The organism is Xanthomonas sp. SS, from assembly GCF_014236835.1.
Lineage (GTDB): Bacteria > Pseudomonadota > Gammaproteobacteria > Xanthomonadales > Xanthomonadaceae > Xanthomonas_A.
This window is the reverse complement of record NZ_CP051190.1, coordinates 5,104,230-5,122,890: the sequence shown is the minus strand read 5'-3', so window position 1 is coordinate 5,122,890 and position 18,661 is coordinate 5,104,230. Positions and strand designations below refer to the sequence as shown.

The following is an 18,661-nucleotide window of genomic DNA, read 5'->3' as shown; positions in this document are numbered from 1 at the left end:
TGACGCCTGCATGGTACCGGGAAGCCGGGTGGGCGGCGACCGCAAGCGTGCGTCGGCACCGTGCCAGCGGGGGCGCGCATGAGCGGCCACCCGCGGTTGCGTGCGCAGCAGCGTCGGCGCCCGTTGCGCGGCAGCTGGCTGCGCAGCGCCTGCGTGTGGCTGGCGCTTTTGTTGCCGATCGCCGTGGCCCAGGCCGAGGACGGCTACGATCTATGGTTGCGCTACCAGCCGCTGGCCGAGGCGCAGGCCGCGCCGTGGCGCGCGGCCGCCACGCAGCTGGTGGCCGGCGCCGACACGCCGATGCAGCAGGCCGCGCGCGACGAGCTGCGCCGCGGCCTGGGCGGCCTGCTCGGCGCCGAGCCGCCGCTGGCGACAAGCGCGGACCGCGCCGGCGCGATCGTGCTCGGCACCCCGGCCACGCCGGCGATCGCGCGGCTGCGGCTGGACACGCGAGGCCTGGGCGAAGAGGGCTACCTGATCCGCAGCGTGGTGGTCGACGGCCGCCCGCTCACCGCCATCGTCGGCGGTGGCGAACGCGGCGCACTGTATGCGGCATTCCGCTTCCTGCGCCTGCTGCAGACCGGGCAGGCGCCGGCGCCGCTGGCGTTGCGCGATGCGCCGCGGGTGAAGCTGCGCGTGCTCGATCATTGGGACAACCTGGACGGCGTGATCGAACGCGGCTACGCCGGCGCCTCGCTCTGGGACTGGCAGAAGCTGCCCGGCTACGTGGACCCGCGCTACACCGACTACGCACGCGCCAACGCTTCGATCGGTATCAACGGCACGGTGCTGAACAACGTCAACGCCAAGGCGGTGAGCCTGACCGCGGCCTACCTGGACAAGACCGCGGCGCTGGCCGCGGCGCTGCGCCCGTATGGCATCCGCGTGTACCTGAGCGCGCGCTTCAGCGCGCCGATCGAGATCGGCGGCCTGCGCAGCGCCGATCCGCTGGATCCGGCGGTGCGGCGCTGGTGGAAGACCAAGGCGGACGAGATCTACGCGCGCATTCCCGATTTCGGCGGCTTCCTGGTCAAGGCCAATTCCGAAGGCCAGCCCGGCCCGCAGGACTACGGGCGCAGCCACGCCGACGGCGCCAACATGCTCGCCGACGCGCTGGCGCCGCATGGCGGGGTGGTGATGTGGCGGGCGTTCGTCTATTCGCACGAACAACCGGACGACCGCGCCAAGCAGGCCTACAGCGAATTCGTGCCGCTGGATGGGAAATTCCGCGACAACGTGGTGGTGCAGGTCAAGAACGGCGCCATCGACTTCCAGCCGCGCGAGCCGTTCCATCCGCTGTTCGGGGCGATGCCGAAGACGCCGCTGATGCTGGAGTTCCAGATCACCAAGGAGTACCTGGGCTTCGCCACCCACCTGGTCTACCTGGGTACGCTGTACCAGGAAACCCTGCAAGCGGACACGCGACGCGGCAAGCGCGCGACGGTGGCGCGGGTGGTGGAGGGCGTGGTGGACGGGCATACGCTCAGCGGCATCGCCGGGGTCGCCAACATCGGTGCCGACCGCAACTGGTGCGGCTCGATCTTCGACCAGGCCAACTGGTACGCGTTCGGACGGCTGGCCTGGGATCCGCAGGGCGATGCGCAGGCCATCGCCGAGGACTGGGTGCGGATGACCTTCGGCAACGATCCGGCGCTGGTCGCGCCGGTGGTCGGCATGATGATGGCCTCGCACGAAGCCGCGGTCGATTACATGACCCCGCTCGGCCTGCATCACCTGATGGGCCGCGGCCACCATTACGGCCCGGCGCCGTGGGACGCGGGCAGCGCGCGGCCGGACTGGGATCCGGTGTACTACCACCGCGCCGACCGCAACGGCATCGGCTTCGACCGCAGTGCCACCGGCAGCAACGCGGTGGCGCAGTACGCGCCGCCGCTGGCGCGCCGCTTCGGCGACGTGCGCACGGTGCCGGAGGAATACCTGCTGTGGTTCCACCACGTGCCGTGGGACCATCGCATGGCCTCGGGTCAGCCGCTGTGGAATGCGCTGCTCGGCCGCTACGACCACGGCGTGGCCGAGGTGGCGCGGATGCGCGCGACCTGGGCCGGGCTGGCGCCGTACGTGGATGCGCAGCGCTATCGCCAGGTCGCCGACTTCCTGGCGATCCAACAGCGCGAGGCGCAGTGGTGGCGCGATGCCAGCATTGCGTATTGGCAAGAGGTGTCCGGACGCGCGCTGCCGCCCGGCACCGCGCCGCCGCCGCATCCACTGGCGTATTACCAATCGCTGTCGTTTCCGTACGCACCGGGAAATCCGAAATGACGCCGCACCGCTCCTCTGTCCACATCGCGCGCCGCCTGCTGTTGGCGGCGCTGTGCGTGCCCGCGCTCGCGCATGCCGAAGACGCATCGTTGTTGAATGCCCTGTTCCAGGACCACGTGGTACTGCAGCGCGATGCGCCGATCCGCGTCTGGGGCCAAGCCGCGGCCGGCGAGACGGTGACGGTGCAGCTGGCGCAGCAGCGCGTGCAGGCGCGTGCCGACCGCCAGGGCCGCTGGCAGGCGCAGCTGGCGGCATTGCCGGCCGGCGGGCCGTACGTCCTGCAGGCCAGCACCGCGCACGGCCGCGTGCAGCGCGCCGACGACGTGCTGCTCGGCGACGTGTGGCTGTGCTCGGGCCAGTCGAACATGGAACTGCCGGTGCAACGCACGCTGGATACGCGCAGCGAGATCGCCGATGCGCAGCAGCCGGCGATCCGCATGTTCAAGGTGCCGGCGCAGTCCAGCCCGACCCCGCAGGCGCAGTTCGGCGGCGCGGCCGCGTGGCAACCGACCACGCCGGAGACGGTGGGCGCGTTCTCTGCGGCCTGCTATTACTTCGCCCGCGAACTGCGCAAGACGGTGGACGTGCCGATGGGGCTGATCAATGCTTCATGGGGCGGTTCGCAGATGCAGGCGTGGATCGGCGATGCGGCCTTGCGCAAGGTGGACGGCAACGCGCCGGCGCTGGACGTGCTGGCGCGCTACGCCAAAGATCCGCAGCAGGCGGCGCCGCGCTGGGGCCAGCTGTGGGAGACGTGGTGGCGCGCGCACGGCAGCGGCGCGCCGTGGCAGCCGGACGATGCCAGTGAAGACTGGCGCGACGCACCGGCGGCGCTGGGCGCCTGGGACGACTGGGGCGTGCCGCAGCTGGTCAATTTCAACGGCATGGTCTGGTACCGCAGCACGGTCACGTTGAGCGCCGAGCAGGCGAAACAGCAGGCGACGCTGGCGCTGGGGCCGGTGGACGAACTCGACCAGACCTGGGTCAACGGCCAGGCGGTGGGCAGCAGCTACGGCGCCGACCAACCGCGCAGCTATCGCCTGCCGCGCGGTACGTTGCACGCGGGCAAGAACACCGTGGTGGTCAACGTGCACAACAGCTACCGCCGCGGCGGCCTGCTCGGCGCTGCGCAGGCGCAGCAGCTGCAACTGGGCGACGGCAGCCGCGTGGCGCTGGCCGGGTGGCAGTACCGCATCGTGCCGCCGCAGCTGGGCACGCCGCCGCGCGCGCCGTGGTCCTCGGCCGCGGGCCTGACCACGCTGTACAACGGCATGATCGCGCCGCTGGGCCGGGTCGGCCTGCGCGGCGTGCTGTGGTACCAGGGCGAATCCAATACCGGCGATGCCGCCGGCTATCCGGCATTGCTCGACGCCTGGCAGCGCGACTGGCGGCAGCGCTTCGGTGCGCAATTGCCGCTGCTGCTGGTGCAACTGGCCAACTACGGCGCGCCGCCCACCCAGCCCGGCGACAGCGGCTGGGCGCAGCTGCGCGAGGCGCAACGGCGCTTCGTCGCCGCCGATCCGCACGCCGGCATGGCGGTGGCGATCGACATCGGCGACCGCTACGACATCCACCCGGCCAACAAGCAGGAGCTCGGCCGCCGCCTGGCGCGCGCGGCGCGGCACGTGGTCTACGGCGAAACACTGGCGCCGTCCGGGCCGGTGCCGCATGCGCTGCGTCGCGATGGCGCGGCGCTGGTGGTGGATTTCGACGACGTCGATGGCGCATTGCAGACCTACAGCGCCGCTGCGCCGATCGGTTTCGAACTGTGCGGCGCGGCATCCGGCAGTTGCCGTTACGCGCAGGCCGAACTGCAGGGCCGCAGCGTGCGCCTGCCGGTTCCCGCCGGTACCGCGCCTACCCGCGTGCGCTATTGCTGGGCCGACAGCCCGGTGTGCACCTTGTTCGACCGCGCCGGGTTGCCGGCCGGTCCGTTCGAACTTTCCCTCCCGTCCGCGGCCCATGCGGCTGCGGCTTCTTCCCCGTGAGCGATCCGCGATGACCCAGACTTCCGATAGCGCTTCTTCCGCCCAAGGCTCGGCCCGCGATCGCGAGATCGTCGAGGCGCGGGTCATCGTCACCTGCCCGGGGCGCAATTTCGTCACCCTCAAGATCGTCACCCGTTCCGGCGTGTACGGCCTGGGCGACGCCACCCTCAACGGCCGCGAACTGGCGGTGGCGTCGTACCTGCAGGACCACGTGGTGCCGAACCTGATCGGCCGCGACGCCGGCCGCATCGAGGACATCTGGCAGTTCTTCTACCGCGGCGCGTACTGGCGGCGCGGGCCGGTGACGATGACCGCGATCGCCGCGGTGGACGTGGCGCTGTGGGACATCCTCGGCAAGATGGCCGGCATGCCGCTGTACCAGTTGCTGGGCGGGCGCTCGCGCGAAGGCGCACTGGTCTACGGCCACGCCAACGGCCGCGACATCGCCGAGACCAGCGAGGAAGTCGCCCGCTTCCGCGAACTCGGCTTCATCGCCATCCGCGCGCAATGCGGCGTGCCCGGGATCAAGAAGACCTACGGCATTTCCAGCGGCGGCAAGCCCTACGAACCGGCCGAGAGCGAGCTGCCGACCGAAACCGTGTGGTCCACGCCGCGCTATCTCAGTGTGGTGCCCAAACTGTTCGAACAGCTGCGCGCCGACCATGGCGACGAGATCGAACTGCTGCACGACGCGCACCACCGCCTGACCCCGATCGAGGCGGCGCGGCTGGCGCGCGACCTGGAACCGTACCGGCTGTTCTGGCTGGAAGACGCCACCCCCGCGGAAAACCAGCGCGCGTTCGAAACTATCCGCCAGCACTCGGTGACGCCGCTGGCGGTGGGCGAGGTGTTCAATTCGATCTGGGACTGCAAGCACCTGATCGAGCAGCAGCTGATCGACTACATCCGCACCACCATCGTGCATGCCGGCGGCATCACCCACGTGCGCCGGCTGGCCGACTTCGCCGCGCTGCACCAGGTGCGCACCGGCTTCCACGGCGCCACCGACCTGTCGCCGGTGTGCATGGGCGCGGCGCTGCACTTCGACACCTGGGTGCCGAACTTCGGCATCCAGGAATACATGTTTCACTCCGACGAGGCCAACGCGGTGTTCCCGCACGATTACGCGTTCCATGCCGGCCGCCTGCACTGCGGCGAGACCCCCGGGCATGGCGTGGACATCGACGAAACCCTGGCCGCACGCTATCCGTACGCGCCCAAGCAGTTGCCGGTGGCGCGGCTGGAAGACGGCGCGATGTGGGACTGGTGACGCGCATGCGCTGGGGACGCGCACTGGTGTTGGCGCTGCTGTGTGTCGTGGCGATGCAGACGGCATCGGCGCAACGCGGGCAGGCCGCCAGCATCGCCGAATTCGATTGGTTCGAATACCGCGGCGACGATGCGGTGTTCGCCACGCCGCTGCCGCCCGGCCACTACCGCAACCCGGTGCTGGCCGGCTTCTATCCCGACCCCAGCGTCGTCCGCGCCGGCGACCGCTACTACCTGGTCAATTCCACCTTCGCCTATTTCCCGGCGCTCCCGGTATTCGAGAGCCGCGACCTGGTGCACTGGCGGCAGGTCGGCAACGTGGTCGAGCGCGCCGAGCAGCTGAACTACGACGGCCTGCGCGTGTCGCGCGGCATGTTCGCCGCCAGCATCGCGCACCATGACGGCCGCTTCTACGTGGTCGGCACCGCGGTGGACAGCGGCGGCAACTTCATCGCCAGCGCGGACGATCCGGCTGGGCCGTGGTCGGCGCTGCACTGGCTGCCGGACATCGACGGCATCGACCCGTCGTTGTTCTTCGACGACGACGGCACCGCCTACCTGCTCAACAACGGCCCGCCCGATGGCGCGCCGCTGTACGAAGGCCATCGCGCGATCTGGATGCAGCGCTTCGACCTGGCGCGGATGCAGCCGGTCGGCCCGCGCAAGGTACTGGTCAACGGCGGCACCGACCTGGCCAGCAAGCCGATCTGGATCGAAGGCCCGCACCTGTACAAGCGTGACGGCTGGTACGTGCTGTCCTGCGCCGAAGGCGGCACCGGCCCGCAGCATTCGCAGGTGGCGCTGCGCAGCCGCACGCCGTGGGGGCCGTACGTGCCGGCGCCGCACAATCCGATCCTGACCCAGCGCGACCTGCCCGCCGAACGCGCCAACCCGATCAGCAACGCCGGCCATGCCGACCTGGTCGAAGGTCCGGACGGGAAGTGGTGGGCGCTGTTCCTGGCCAGCCGCCCGTACGCGCAGGACCGCTACAACACCGGCCGCGAGACCTTCCTGCTGCCGGTCACCTGGCACGATGGCTGGCCGTCGATCCTGCCCGCCGGGCAGCCGATTCCCTACGTCGCGCCAGGCCCGGCCGGACTGCGCGCCGAGGCCGATACCGCGCCATTGAGCGGCAACTTCACCTGGCGCGACGGTTTCGACGCGCCGCCGCGCGATCCCCGCTGGCTGCTGTTACGCACGCCCAAGCGCGAATGGATGGATCTGCGCGCGCGCCCAGGCTGGCTGACCCTGCAACCCGACACGCAAGGCCTGGACGGCAGCGGCAATCCCGCGTTCCTGGGCTACCGGCAGCAGCACACCCGCTTCGAGGCCAGCACCGCCGTGCAGATACCGGCGCAGCCGGGCCTGGTCGCCGGCCTGGCCGCATTCCAGAATGCCGATGCCTGGTATGTGCTCGGCGTGCGCCGGCGCGGCGCGCGCGCCGAAGTGTTCCTCGACAAGCGCGACGGCAAGCGCACCACCACCGTCGCGCGCAGCGCCGTCGATGCCAAGGGCGCGCTGCGCCTGAAGATCGCCGGCGACGGCGGCCGCTATGCCTTCGCCTTCGCCGCCGATGGCCAGGACTGGCAGTGGCTGCGCCGCGACGACGATGCGGCGATGCTCAGCACGGCCGTGGCCGGCGGTTTCACCGGCACCACCCTCGGGCCGTACGCCCGCCGCGAACCGGATCGATCCGACAAGGAGTAGGCAATGCACACCGAGACTGCGCCGTACCAAGGACATGGCCGCCGCGTCGCGACGCTGGCGTTGCTGTTGGCCATCGCGCCGTGCGCGGCGTCCGCCGCCGAAGCGCCGCCGCCATACCTGGACACCCAGCGCAGCTTCGAGCAGCGCGCCGCCGACCTGGTGTCGCGGATGACGCTGGAGGAAAAGGCCGCGCAGATGCAGAACGCCGCACCGGCGATCCCGCGCCTGGGCGTGCCGGCCTACGACTGGTGGAACGAAGCACTGCACGGCGTGGCCCGCGCCGGCGGCGCCACCGTGTTCCCGCAGGCGATCGGTATGGCGGCCACCTTCGATGTGCCACTGATGCACGACGTCTCCACCGCGATCAGCGACGAGGCGCGCGCCAAGCACCACGAGGCCCTGCGCCACGATCAGCACGCGCGCTACCAGGGCCTGACGTTCTGGTCGCCGAACATCAACATCTTCCGCGACCCGCGCTGGGGCCGCGGCCAGGAAACCTACGGCGAGGATCCGTTCCTCACCGCGCGCATGGGCGTGACCTTCGTGCAGGGCCTGCAGGGCGAGGGCGCGGATGCGCCGAAGAACGCGCAAGGCGAGACCTACCGCAAGCTCGACGCCACCGCCAAGCATTTCGCCGTGCACAGCGGCCCGGAGGCCGACCGTCACCACTTCGACGCGCACCCGTCGCAGCGCGACCTCTACGAGACCTACCTGCCGGCGTTCGAAGCGCTGGTCAAGGAAGGGAAGGTGGACTCGGTGATGGGCGCCTACAACCGCGTGTTCGGCGAATCGGCCAGCGCCAGCAAGTTCCTGCTGCGCGACGTGCTGCGCGACACCTGGGGTTTCGACGGCTACGTGGTGTCCGACTGCTGGGCGATCGTGGACATCTGGAAGAACCACAAGATCGTCGCCACCCGCGAGGAAGCCGCCGCATTGGCGGTGAAGAACGGCACCGAACTGGAATGCGGCGAGGAGTACTCCACGCTGCCCACCGCCGTGCGCAAGGGCCTGATCAGCGAAGCCGAAGTCGACAAGGCGCTGCAGAAGCTGATGTATTCGCGCATGCGCCTGGGCATGTTCGATCCGCCGGACCAGCTGCGCTGGGCGCAGATTCCCATCTCGGCCAACCAGTCGCCCGAACACGACGCGTTGGCGCGGCGCACCGCGCGCGAATCGCTGGTGCTGCTGAAGAACGACGGCGTGCTGCCGTTGTCGCGCGACAAGATCAAGCGCATTGCCGTGATCGGTCCCACCGCCGACGACACCATGGCGCTGCTCGGCAACTACTACGGCACGCCGGCCGCACCGGTCACCGTGCTGCAGGGCATCCGCGAGGCCGCGCCCGACGCCGAGGTGCTCTATGCACGCGGCGCCGACCTGGTCGAAGGCCGCGACGATCCCGCCGCCACGCCGCTGATCGAACCGCAATACCTGCGCCCGTCGGCCGACTCGCCCGAGCGCGGCCTGCGCGGCGAATACTTCCGCAACCGCGAGCTGTCCGGCACCCCGGCGCTGGTGCGCACCGATGCGCAGATCGGCTTCAAGTGGGACCGCGGCTCGCCCACCGACAACCTGCTCGCGCGCGGCGAAGCCGGCCCGGACCAAGCCATCCCAGCCGACAACTTCAGCATCCGCTGGAGCGGCAAGCTGGTGCCGCCAGCCACCGGCACCTATCACCTGGAAACCGCGGCCGACGATGGCGTGCGCCTGTATCTGGACGGCAAGCGCCTGATCGACCGCTGGAGCGCCAGCGACCGCTTGCATGCCGACGGCGTCGATGTGCGCCTGGAAGCCGGCCGCAGCTACGACCTGCGCCTGGAGTATTTCGAAGGCGAGCGCGATGCGGGCGTGCGCCTGGCCTGGCGCCAGCCCGGCGCCAAGCCGCCGCTGCAGGACGCGCTGGACGTCGCACGTCGCGCCGACGTGGTGGTGTTCGTCGGCGGTCTCACCGGCGACGTCGAAGGCGAGGAGATGAAGGTCAACTATCCCGGCTTCGCCGGCGGCGACCGCACCGACCTGCGCCTGCCCAAGCCGCAGCGCGAGCTGCTCGAAGCGCTGCAGGGCACCGGCAAACCGGTGGTGGCGGTGCTGACCACCGGCTCGGCGTTGGCCATCGACTGGGCGCAGCAGCACGTGCCGGCGATCTTGCTGGCCTGGTACCCCGGCCAGCGCGGCGGCAGCGCTGTGGCCGACGTGCTGTTCGGCGACGCCAACCCCGGCGGACGCCTGCCGGTGACCTTCTACAAGGAAAGCGAAAAGCTGCCCGCGTTCGACGACTACGCCATGCGGGGCCGCACCTACCGCTACTTCGCCGGCACCGCGCTGTATCCGTTCGGGCACGGCCTGTCGTACACCCAGTTCGCCTATTCCGACCTGCGCCTGGACCGCAGCAAGCTCGCGGCCGACGGCAGCCTGCACGCCACGCTCAAAGTGAAGAACACCGGCAAGCGCGCCGGCGACGAAGTGGTGCAGCTGTACCTGCACCCGCTGTCGCCGCAGCGCGAACGCGCGACCAAAGAACTGCGCGGCTTCCAGCGCATCGCCCTGCAACCCGGCGAAACCCGCGAAGTGCGCTTCGCCATCTCCCCGCAGACCGACCTGCGCATCTACGACGAAGCGCGCAAGGCCTACGTGGTAGACCCGGGCGACTACGAACTGCAGGTCGGCGCCTCCAGCAGCGACGTACGCGCCCGCCAGCGCTTCAGCGTGCAGCCGTCGCCCGCGGCGGAGGCAACGCCGCGGCCGTGACCGCAATCGGTGGTGCGAGCCGTCACCGCTCGCACCACCGAAGCCGTGGCTGCAGCTAGCCTCGGGCTTTCAGCCCCAGTCACGTCACCGACCACGCACCGGACCCCCGCGATCCCCTGTAGGAGCGGCTTCAGCCGCGACCGCCTTACCGATCAAGCACCAGCCCACGTCAGCTCCCCTGTGGGAGGGACTTCAGTCCCGACAGCCTTACCGACCAAGCCTCAGCCAGAAAAAATCCCCTCCTGGATCTCTCGTGACCGAACCACGCCTCACCGCCGCCACACTCCCCAACCTGCCGCCGGCCATCGCCCGCCCAACCTACGCTCTGGACAGCGTCCGCATCGGCATCGTCCACCTAGGCACCGGCGCCTTCCACCGCGCCCACCAGGCGGTCTACCTCGACGACCTGCTCGCCGACGAACCAGACTGGGCAATCTGCGCCGTCTCTCTGCACAGCCCGCAGGTCCGCGACGCTCTGCGCCCGCAGGACGGCCTCTACACCCTCGCCCTGCTCGACGAACACCCCGAGCTGCGCATCATCGGCGCCATCCGCGAAGTGCTGTGCGCGCAGGACGAACAACCCGCCGTCCTCGCCCGCCTGGCCGACCCGGCGGTGCGCCTGGTCACCCTCACCGTCACCGAGAAAGGCTACTGCCTGGCCGGCGAACAGCTCGACTTCGCCCATCCGGACATCGTCCACGACCTGGCCGCCCCGCACGCCCCGCGCAGCGCCATCGGCTACCTCGTCGCCGGCCTGCGCGAACGCCTGCGCCTGGGCCTGGCGCCGTACACCGTGCTCAGCTGCGACAACCTGCCCGACAACGGCGGCAAGCTGCGCCGCGCCGTGCTGCAGTTCGCGCACACCATCGACCCGGCATTGGCCGCCTGGATCGAAACCGAAGCCGCGTTCCCACGCTCGATGGTCGACAGCATCACCCCGGCCAGCGACGACGCCCTGCGCGAACGCGTCGTCACGCAACTCGGCTGCCACGACGCCTGGCCGATCCAGCGCGAGCGCTACAGCCAATGGGTGATCGAAGACAATTTCTGCAACGGCCGCCCCGCCTTCGAGCGCGCCGGCGTCACCCTGAGCGACGACATCGCCGGCTTCGATCGCGCCAAGCTGCGCCTGCTCAACGGCCCGCACTCCGCGCTGGCCTACCTCGGCTCCCTGCTCGACCTGGACACCGTCGCCGACGCCATGCGCCACTCGCAACTGGCCGCCTTCGTCGAAACCCTGATGCGCGACGACATCGCACCGACGCTACAGCCGATGCCCGGCTTCGACCCACAGCACTACACCGGCGCCATCCTCGCCCGCTTCCGCAACCCCGCCATCGCCCACCGCCTGGCGCAGATCGCCTGGGACGGCTCGCAGAAACTGCCGGTGCGCCTGCTCGGCACCATCGCCGACGCCCTGGCGGCCGGCCGCCGCATCGACCGCCTGTGCCTGCCCATCGCAGCATGGATGCAGTTCGTGCGCCGGCAGGCGCGCGACGGTGTGGCGCTGGTGGACCCGCTGAGCGAGGTGCTGAACGAGATCGGACGTGGTGCGACTGGCGATGCGGGCAATGACGTCGATGCGCTCCTTGCACTGGAAGCCGTATTTGCACCGCTATCGGGAGATGTGCGTTTTGTCCGGGCGTTGCGGAGGGCCTACGCCGCGCTCGGCGATGGCAGCGCTGCTGGAGTACAGCGCGCTCTCGAGCCGACGTAGCTGCGCCAAGCGCGGCGCTCGCCTCGTCTCCAATCAAAGCCGATCGCGCTCACGGAGCCGGGTGGGTATTCCTCCAACGCCAGAAAGCGTGGAAGATCCGGGTACTAGCATCGCAATTCGTGAAGTGACCATGCCGCGCCAGTTGCTGGAACGTTTGAGTTGGGCAGGACGACGCTGGCCATTCGGCTGGTCGATGATGAAATTTCGCCTGGCCGCTGCCATGGATTTGCCGGCGATGCTTGCTGGTTGCTGCCACTTGGTGGCATGCCATCCCGCGACCTACATCGCCGGCACCGCAAAGGACGCCATTACCGACCAGCCCATCGCCGACGCCATCGTAAGCCTCTATGGCTACGAAACGCGCTCGGCAGCATCTGGCTGCTTCCAACTTGGCGGGCCGGACGCATTGCCGTTCGAGTTTGGTGTATCGGCACCTGGTTACAAGCCTGTCGTGATCAAGCCAGCACCTGGCAGCTATGAAGCGACCGTTAGACTTGCGCCTGTAGGAACTTCCGTCACAAGCACCGTGACGACAAACAAACTTTCGCAGGAAACGTATGCCGAACTGTCGCGCAGCTGCCCCTGACATGTCGCACGAGCCGCGCTGTTTCGCCGCGCCGCCTGCAGGCATATGCGTCTCCAAGGCGCCGCGATGACTTACGAGATATCTATCGCCTTCGATGCCGGCAGCGGCATTTGCCTCTGGGCGAAGAACGATGCTGCCCGCGCGCGATACGGCTATCCGATCGATCATCGGGAGTTGCCGCTGTCGGAGAACACGAAGCATCACCTGATGCATCTGATCGCATGGTTCGACATGTCGCTCGACTGGGCGTCGCCATCCGACGCCAGCAAGGCTTGGACAGATGAAGAACGCAATCGTTTCATGAGTGCTGCGCAGGAGGGGTATCGCCTGCTATGCCGGGAACTTCCGCCACCGCAATTCTTCTTCGTCGATGAAACAGTCGCCTGACTTGCCGAGCGAGCAGACATCCGGCAGCGTGATACACCATCTGTTGGATTTCGCGGTGCAGAGCATCACGAACTTTGGAAACGCATGGAACGTTCGAAAGTCGATCCAACCTGGCCTAACGCACTGCGCTGGTTCCTTGCACAGGATCTGACCAGCTTCACACCCTGGCATTTCATCGCCGACGCGTCGGAGCTGGCGTTCGCGTCGCGCGCATTCGCCCGCGAGGATGTGAGCGGTGGCGACGTCTTCACCTTCGCCAGGCGCCAGGACCGCGACGACTTCGTCGGCTTGCTGGTGGTCGATGGCAGCATCAGCGACACCGTCGTCTACTTTCATCCCGTGTTCTCCGACAGTGCCACGCCATCGCCTCGCAGCTGGAACATCGTCGTCGCCAGCTTCGAAGACGTGTTCGCGTTCGTGGCGGGGCAGGTGATCCCGGACATGAAGGAATGGGCGCTTGCGGAGGATGCCGCGGAGTTGTGAGCAACAGCCGCTCCATTCCAGAATTGCGGCACGGTTGCGCTCAAGCCTTGAGGTTCGCGCGAGTTCGCGATGCTGGAAGGCCACGGTGTGCGTAATCTTCGCGAGTGGCGACCGCAAGCGGACGCCTGCTTGCCTTCTGCGCCCGAGAACCCATCGCCATCAGCCGATGCGCATCGACAGCTCCACATCCTCGGCGAACGGGATGGACAGGTAGCCCGCGTCGGGCGAGCGCACCTGCGCCAGATACTCGGGGCTGTAGTCGGCATTGTCGGCGACGATCAGCGCGCCGGGCCTGAGACGCGTTTCCAGCAGCGTCAGCACCTGCGGGTACAAGGCCTTGGCGCCGTCGAGCAGCAGCAGGTCGATGCTGTCGGGCAGGTCGCTGCGCAGCGTCTGCAAGGCATCGCCCTCACGGATCTCCACCAGGTCGGCAAGTCCGCCGGCGCGCAGGTTGTCGTGGGCGCGCAGTACCTTGGACGGCTCGAACTCGCTGCCGATCAGCCGCCCGCCGCCGTTGTCGCGCAGCGCCGCGGCCAGGTGCAGGGTGGAGATGCCGAAGGAGGTGCCGAATTCGACGATCGTGCGTGCGCGGCAGCTGCGCGCCAGCATGTACAGCAGCACGCCGGTCTCGCGCGAGACGGCCAGCGGCAGGTCCTTCAGCCGGCTGTAGAACTCCACGTAGTCGGTCTTGCTTCGCATCAGGCGCTCCCGCTCGTCGGCCGGGATCTGCGCGAATGCGGACATCGCCGTCGCCGTCGTCGCGGCGGCCTCATCGAACAGGCGGTCGAGCAGGGGAGCGAGTGGTGCAGTGGTCAGGGTGCTCATCGATAGTTGCCGTTTTTGTGCGTCCGTCATCGGACCGGAATAGAATGCGATTGATCCGTCACATTCGCTATTCGCATTGGCCGACCGCATGAACGAGCGCCGGAAAACCAGGATTTCCCCGAGAAAACAGCCGCAACAGGCGCGTTCCAACCTGCTAGTGGCGGTCATCCTGGAAGCGGCAACTCAGGTTTTGGCCAAGGAAGGGATGCAGCGCTTCACCACCGCGCGGGTGGCCGAGAAGGCCGGGGTGAGCATCGGGTCGCTGTACCAGTACTTCCCGAACAAGGCGGCGATCCTGTTCCGGCTGCAGAGCGACGAATGGCGGCAGACCAGCGATCTGCTGCGCGGCATCCTCGAGGACGCGCAGCGTCCGCCGCTGGAACGGCTGCGCCTGCTGGTGCACGCCTTCGTACGCTCGGAATGCGAGGAGGCGCAGATGCGCACGGCGCTCGCCACCGCCGCACCGCTGTACCGCGACGCGCCCGAGGCGCAGCAGGCGCGCGCCTCGGGAAAGCGCACGTTGCGACGCTTCATGCGCGAGGTCCTGCCCGATGCGCCGGCGGCCACCCGCACCCTGGCCGGCAACCTGATCAAGACGACGCTCGGGGCGGGGGCCAAGGAGTTTTCGGAAACGCCGCGTAGCGCTGCGCAGATCCGCGCCTATGCCGACGCCATGGCGGATATGTTCTGCGCGTACCTGCAACGGCTCGCGTCGCGTCCGGCGACATAGCGGGAGCGGCCCACGGAAGCGGCTGGAACGCTGGTGCAGCACTGCCAGCGCACCGGGCCTGTCCGCGCGGGCGGACACGCTTGGTCGAGGCATCCCGGACCGCATATGCTGCTCTAGCCGAAGACGTCCCGGTGATAGGCGGCAAGCGCTCGTGCCGATGTAGAGCGGTAGCGCTCGCCTTGCTGAAATACCTCCATCAACGCAGGTAGCCCAATGTTCAAGAACCTCATCCCGAAGATCTTCTACGACAAGCTGCAGGACGGACTCGACTTCTTCGTCGATGGCCTGGGCTTTGCGGTGCAGTACCAAGACGCCACGATGGCCGTCGTCGCCCGCGACGGCGCCAAGGCCTATCTGGTCGAGAATCCCGAGTGGGCGGCGAAGGACCGTCCGGAGCTCAGCATCGACACCGACGATGTCGATGCGATCTTCGCGGAAATGTCCGCACGCGTGCCGCATCTGCTGCATCCGAATTGCAACACCGTCGCGCTCAGGCCCTGGGGGGCGCGCGAATTCGCGATGCTGGACAAGACCACGGTGTGCGTGAATTTTCGCGAGTGGCCGGCCGAGGGGTGAGTCAAGGCGGCCGGCACCACCCGGATCGCGTCCGGGCGGGGTGCGGACATCGTCGTCGTTCGGCGTCAGCGCTCCGCGCCCGCCTGCTACTGCAGCTCGGGTAGCGTCGCGATCACCTTGATCTCGAACTGGAACCCGTACAGCCAGGTGACGCCCACGGCGGTCACGGTCGGATACGGCGCCTCGCCCCAATACGCGGGCAGCACCTTCCAGACCGTGTCGAACGTCGCTTCGGGGTCGACCAGGAAGAAGGTGACATCGACCACGTCATCGAATGTGCAACCTGCCGCGGCGAGGATGGCGTTGAGGTTGTCGAACGCGCGCCGCACCTGCGTTTCCAGGTCCGGCTCGGGCGAGCCATCCTCGCGGCTGCCGACCTGTCCGGACACGAACAGCAAGCCATTGGCGCGCACCGCCGGCGAATAGCGGTTGCGCTCGTACAGGGCCTGTCGTCCCTGCGGAAAAACAACGTCGCGTGTGGCCATCTGTCTTCTCTTCCTCGGCCCGCGTGGGCCAGTCATGACGATGGCCAGACGGTACGCGCAGGATGCCGGCGGATAAACCGGCGCATCGCTGCATCACTGTTTGTAGAATCCGAACAATCCCAACCACACTGGAGCATGGATGGATCGGTTCGAGGCGATGCTGGCCTTCGCGCGGGTGGTCGAAACCGGCAGCTTCACCAAGGCGGCGGAGACCTTGCACGTCGGCAAGGCCAGCGTCACCCAAGCGGTGCAGCAGCTGGAAGCGCGTCTGCGCGTGAAGCTGCTCAATCGCACCACGCGCAAGGTCAACGCGACAGCCGATGGCGCGGCGTTCTACGAGCGCGTGATCCAGCTGCTGGCGGATCTGGACGATGCCGAAACCAGCCTGTCCGGCGCCGCCGCCGCGCCACGCGGCCGGCTGCGGGTGGACGTGCCCAGCCCGCTGGCGCGCCTGATCCTGGTGCCGGCGCTACCGGCCTTCCACGCGCGCTATCCGGAGATCCAGCTCGATCTGGGGGTCAGCGATCGCCGCGTGGATCTGATCGGCGAGAACGTGGACTGCGTGGTGCGCGGCGGTGTCCCCAACGAGCAATCCCTGAGCGCCCGGCGCATCGGCGAGCTGCAGGCCGGCGTGTTCGCCGCCCCGGCTTATCTGGATCGCGCCGGCATGCCGGCGCATCCGCGCGAACTGGAGGACACGCACCATCGCATCGTCGGCTTCACCGGCGCCAGTCGCGGCAGGAAGGTCATCGCCTATGCCATGCAACGCGACGGCGAGCGGCTGAGCGTGCAAGGCCGCCACGTGCTGGCCGTGGACGACGGCAATGCCTATCTCGCCGCGGGCCTGGCAGGCATGGGCGTGCTGTGGCTGCCGGACTACATGTCCAGGCCGCACGTGGCCAGCGGCGAACTGGTGCCCGTGTTCGCCGACTGGCGGCTGGAGCCAATGCCGCTGTACGTCGCGTTTCCGCCCAACCGGCACGTCAGCGCCAAGTTGCGCGTGTTCATCGAATGGATCGCGGCGCTGATGGCGGTGCATGCGCCTGTGCGGCATCCGCCGGAAGGGTGAGGAAGGTTGCGGGTCGAGCTAAAAAGCTGGAGAACACAAGAAGGAGGAGTGTGCGCTTGAGGTTAGATATTTCCTCTGGCCACGTTTTGTGATCTTCCTGCGGCTCAACGCTCGCATGCCTCAGGTCCGCCGTTTGAACGCCGCTTTCAGCCCGAGGCACGCAAGGCCAATGACGCCAGCGAGCAGGCAAACGATATGAAGCTGATCGATGTCAACGACGCGATACAACGGGTTGCCTGAAACCAGTGGCCACAGAGGCATGATGTCCGAATGCATGATGCCGTCAAGCACGATATGGGAGTAAGTCCCGGCGAACGCGCCCGACACTGCGGCAGTCCATATGAGTGGCGGGTGGGGAATCCTGAGAAGTTTCAACACGGCTGAGCTGACGGGTTTGCCAGTGGCCGCCGCTAGACTGCCGATGACCGTGGCGCCGAACAGTGTGTGTGTAACGCCGTGGAGGATCGGCTTGTTTTGCAGGATTCCAATCAGAGGCTCGATGTCCATGAGGACTTGCGAGCCGCCAAACACCATAAAGCTGAAATGGCGCCCTCCTGCTGCCTTGAAAGCCAGTCCTGGACCGAGATGTATGGGTGTGAAGGGCATTTCGGTCGCGAACCTAAGATGTGAGGTAAAACCGTATGCCGAGCTCGTGATCTCGGAAGGACTGTCTCATGATCCCATCCTGTGGTGAGTCGCCTGCCTGCCGCTGTCGTGCGATAAGAACTGGGGTCACAGTGCACTTCTAGGAGCGCAAGACCTGGACAAAATTACACTCTGGCCCCATGTTACGCTCGGCGTGTGCGGCCGTGTTGAAGAGCAGCGCGAGTACCGCAGGTGCAGCTCTCCATCAAAGGCTGACGCTTCAACTAGGCCGACCCGCGAAGCGGGTTCGGCTTGAATGAATTGTTAGGACTCAATAGCGGATTTTTCGCCAGAAGCGCTTTTCAATCTTTCTGACATTTGGTGCCTTTGCGAGGGTGGGCAAGTACTCACCCAGCTGGAACAGCTCTTGGTCCGCTAGATCACCAAAGAACGGCTTTACCCTGACGAGGTTTCCGTAGTGTTTGGCCAGTTTGGCGGGAGTGTCATCTACCATCAGCACCTGTTCAAGCCGATAACCCCGGCGCTTTATTTTTCCAAGATTCTTTGCCCACTCATAGTCTTGATACTCTGGATCAAAGCGCATCGTGCAGCGCTCGCGGGACCATATGAACTTGAGGTCGATGTCGGGTGGGAAGATGGCCGCGACAACCGGCGCCGCGTAAAGACGAGTAGAAGAAGTCCAAACCGCTAGGTCAAAGTGCGAACTTACCGTAGACAGGAACGAGTCAAGGCCCGGTCGCCTGTACACAGCGTACGGTCCAACCTCAAAGTCGGGATCACGATCCAGGCAACCTTCGGTTGCATGGATGAGTGTCTCGTCAAGATCTAGAACCAAGAGTGTCATGAAATGCTGGGTGTGGGCCCTAATACCTGAGTTAAGTCGCGTCGTGAAGCGGCGTCGGCTTGGACGAATTGTTAGGCAGCCGCGCCATGGAAATATGCACCCAGCGCTACGGCTGCCGAGATGCCCGCGATGATAGCTGCAACCCAGGCTGCACGGGCGGACGACTTGGCGGCAGCGGTGAGGCGCCCATTCCGACGCTCCTCGAGCAGATGGAGCGCAACCCATTTTCGCTGAGACGAATCTTTTTCTGTGACGAAGTCATAGAGCTCACGATCTGTGAGCTTCTCTAGTTGCGCATACTCGTTCTGTTCCATAGGCCCGCCTACTACCTGAGTTAAGCCACGCCGCGAAGCGGCGTCGG

General features: G+C 67.6%; 17 protein-coding genes. 12 read left to right on the top strand and 5 right to left on the bottom strand.

The features are described from left to right. Positions 1-78 precede the first annotated feature (78 nt). From HEP74_RS21490 to HEP74_RS21450, 9 genes are all read left to right on the top strand, one after another. The gene (locus tag HEP74_RS21490; protein WP_185814596.1) at positions 79-2,280 is read left to right on the top strand and encodes an alpha-glucuronidase family glycosyl hydrolase; all 2,202 of its coding nucleotides are present in this window, start codon (positions 79-81) and stop codon (positions 2,278-2,280) included. Continuing rightward, positions 2,277-4,268: a sialate O-acetylesterase gene (locus HEP74_RS21485; protein ID WP_185814595.1), complete on the top strand. Its 1,992-nt coding sequence runs from the start codon at positions 2,277-2,279 to the stop codon at positions 4,266-4,268. Before HEP74_RS21490 ends, HEP74_RS21485 begins: the two co-directional genes overlap by 4 nt. 10 nt (positions 4,269-4,278) lie before the next feature. Next, on the top strand, positions 4,279-5,538 hold the full coding sequence (manD, locus tag HEP74_RS21480; RefSeq protein WP_185814594.1) for a D-mannonate dehydratase ManD: 1,260 nt from the start codon (positions 4,279-4,281) through the stop codon (positions 5,536-5,538). A gap of 53 nt (positions 5,539-5,591) precedes the next feature. Continuing rightward, entirely contained in the window at positions 5,592-7,244 is a 1,653-nt protein-coding gene (locus HEP74_RS21475; RefSeq protein ID WP_255427994.1) for a glycoside hydrolase family 43 protein, read from the top strand. Positions 7,245-7,247: 3 nt separating this feature from the next. Continuing rightward, the gene (locus HEP74_RS21470) at positions 7,248-9,992 is read left to right on the top strand and encodes a glycoside hydrolase family 3 protein (RefSeq protein WP_255427827.1); all 2,745 of its coding nucleotides are present in this window, start codon (positions 7,248-7,250) and stop codon (positions 9,990-9,992) included. Between the two features lie 253 nt (positions 9,993-10,245). After that, positions 10,246-11,709 (top strand): mannitol dehydrogenase family protein, encoded by a 1,464-nt coding sequence (locus HEP74_RS21465; protein WP_185814592.1) that lies wholly within the window; start codon positions 10,246-10,248, stop codon positions 11,707-11,709. 61 nt (positions 11,710-11,770) lie between these two features. Beyond that, positions 11,771-12,295 (top strand): carboxypeptidase-like regulatory domain-containing protein, encoded by a 525-nt coding sequence (locus tag HEP74_RS21460; protein WP_185814591.1) that lies wholly within the window; start codon positions 11,771-11,773, stop codon positions 12,293-12,295. A 66-nt stretch (positions 12,296-12,361) separates the two neighbouring features. After that, positions 12,362-12,682, top strand: a complete 321-nt coding sequence (locus HEP74_RS21455) for an immunity protein CdiI family protein (RefSeq protein WP_185814590.1) — start codon at positions 12,362-12,364, stop codon at positions 12,680-12,682. A gap of 84 nt (positions 12,683-12,766) precedes the next feature. Continuing rightward, positions 12,767-13,165: a hypothetical protein gene (locus HEP74_RS21450; protein ID WP_185814589.1), complete on the top strand. Its 399-nt coding sequence runs from the start codon at positions 12,767-12,769 to the stop codon at positions 13,163-13,165. Between the two features lie 159 nt (positions 13,166-13,324). On the opposite strand, the gene HEP74_RS21445 is transcribed toward HEP74_RS21450, so the two are convergent. Beyond that, a complete protein-coding gene (locus HEP74_RS21445; protein ID WP_185814588.1) occupies positions 13,325-13,990 on the bottom strand; it encodes an O-methyltransferase in 666 nt (221 codons plus the stop codon). An 88-nt stretch (positions 13,991-14,078) separates the two neighbouring features. Here HEP74_RS21445 and HEP74_RS21440 point away from each other — a divergent pair, with 88 nt between their 5' ends. After that, positions 14,079-14,720 (top strand): TetR/AcrR family transcriptional regulator, encoded by a 642-nt coding sequence (locus tag HEP74_RS21440; RefSeq protein WP_185814587.1) that lies wholly within the window; start codon positions 14,079-14,081, stop codon positions 14,718-14,720. A gap of 213 nt (positions 14,721-14,933) precedes the next feature. Then, positions 14,934-15,296 carry a VOC family protein gene (locus tag HEP74_RS21435; protein ID WP_185814586.1) on the top strand — a complete coding sequence of 121 codons (363 nt, stop codon included), beginning with the start codon at positions 14,934-14,936 and terminating at the stop codon, positions 15,294-15,296. Between the two features lie 86 nt (positions 15,297-15,382). Here the strand turns inward: HEP74_RS21435 and HEP74_RS21430 are convergent, their stop codons facing one another. After that, complete coding sequence (locus HEP74_RS21430) at positions 15,383-15,781, bottom strand: RidA family protein (protein WP_185814585.1); 399 nt, start codon at positions 15,779-15,781, stop codon at positions 15,383-15,385. Between the two features lie 139 nt (positions 15,782-15,920). Between HEP74_RS21430 and HEP74_RS21425 the strand changes: the two genes are divergently transcribed. Then, positions 15,921-16,850, top strand: a complete 930-nt coding sequence (locus tag HEP74_RS21425; protein ID WP_185814584.1) for a LysR family transcriptional regulator — start codon at positions 15,921-15,923, stop codon at positions 16,848-16,850. A 120-nt stretch (positions 16,851-16,970) separates the two neighbouring features. Here the strand turns inward: HEP74_RS21425 and HEP74_RS21420 are convergent, their stop codons facing one another. The 3 genes from HEP74_RS21420 to HEP74_RS21410 all read right to left on the bottom strand — a co-directional run bounded on the left by HEP74_RS21420 (position 16,971) and on the right by HEP74_RS21410 (position 18,614). Beyond that, the gene (locus HEP74_RS21420; protein ID WP_185814583.1) at positions 16,971-17,456 is read right to left on the bottom strand and encodes a metal-dependent hydrolase; all 486 of its coding nucleotides are present in this window, start codon (positions 17,454-17,456) and stop codon (positions 16,971-16,973) included. 310 nt (positions 17,457-17,766) lie between these two features. Further along, positions 17,767-18,300 (bottom strand): NIF family HAD-type phosphatase, encoded by a 534-nt coding sequence (locus HEP74_RS21415; protein ID WP_185814582.1) that lies wholly within the window; start codon positions 18,298-18,300, stop codon positions 17,767-17,769. A gap of 71 nt (positions 18,301-18,371) precedes the next feature. Beyond that, a complete protein-coding gene (locus tag HEP74_RS21410; protein WP_185814581.1) occupies positions 18,372-18,614 on the bottom strand; it encodes a hypothetical protein in 243 nt (80 codons plus the stop codon). Between the last annotated feature and the right edge of the window lie 47 nt (positions 18,615-18,661).

Bases quoted from the DNA above. Each gene is read 5' to 3' on its own strand.
- HEP74_RS21430 (WP_185814585.1), bottom strand. From the start codon at position 15,781: ATGGCCACACGCGACGTTGTTTTTCCGCAGGGACGACAGGCCCTGTAC.
- HEP74_RS21425 (WP_185814584.1), top strand. From the start codon at position 15,921: ATGGATCGGTTCGAGGCGATGCTGGCCTTCGCGCGGGTGGTCGAAACC.
- HEP74_RS21435 (WP_185814586.1), top strand. From the start codon at position 14,934: ATGTTCAAGAACCTCATCCCGAAGATCTTCTACGACAAGCTGCAGGAC.
- HEP74_RS21415 (WP_185814582.1), bottom strand. From the start codon at position 18,300: ATGACACTCTTGGTTCTAGATCTTGACGAGACACTCATCCATGCAACC.
- HEP74_RS21410 (WP_185814581.1), bottom strand. From the start codon at position 18,614: ATGGAACAGAACGAGTATGCGCAACTAGAGAAGCTCACAGATCGTGAG.
- HEP74_RS21445 (WP_185814588.1), bottom strand. From the start codon at position 13,990: ATGAGCACCCTGACCACTGCACCACTCGCTCCCCTGCTCGACCGCCTG.
- HEP74_RS21490 (WP_185814596.1), top strand. From the start codon at position 79: ATGAGCGGCCACCCGCGGTTGCGTGCGCAGCAGCGTCGGCGCCCGTTG.
- HEP74_RS21440 (WP_185814587.1), top strand. From the start codon at position 14,079: ATGAACGAGCGCCGGAAAACCAGGATTTCCCCGAGAAAACAGCCGCAA.
- HEP74_RS21420 (WP_185814583.1), bottom strand. From the start codon at position 17,456: ATGCCCTTCACACCCATACATCTCGGTCCAGGACTGGCTTTCAAGGCA.
- HEP74_RS21455 (WP_185814590.1), top strand. From the start codon at position 12,362: ATGACTTACGAGATATCTATCGCCTTCGATGCCGGCAGCGGCATTTGC.
- HEP74_RS21470 (WP_255427827.1), top strand. From the start codon at position 7,248: ATGCACACCGAGACTGCGCCGTACCAAGGACATGGCCGCCGCGTCGCG.
- manD (WP_185814594.1), top strand. From the start codon at position 4,279: ATGACCCAGACTTCCGATAGCGCTTCTTCCGCCCAAGGCTCGGCCCGC.
- HEP74_RS21450 (WP_185814589.1), top strand. From the start codon at position 12,767: ATGGAACGTTCGAAAGTCGATCCAACCTGGCCTAACGCACTGCGCTGG.
- HEP74_RS21475 (WP_255427994.1), top strand. From the start codon at position 5,592: ATGCAGACGGCATCGGCGCAACGCGGGCAGGCCGCCAGCATCGCCGAA.
- HEP74_RS21485 (WP_185814595.1), top strand. From the start codon at position 2,277: ATGACGCCGCACCGCTCCTCTGTCCACATCGCGCGCCGCCTGCTGTTG.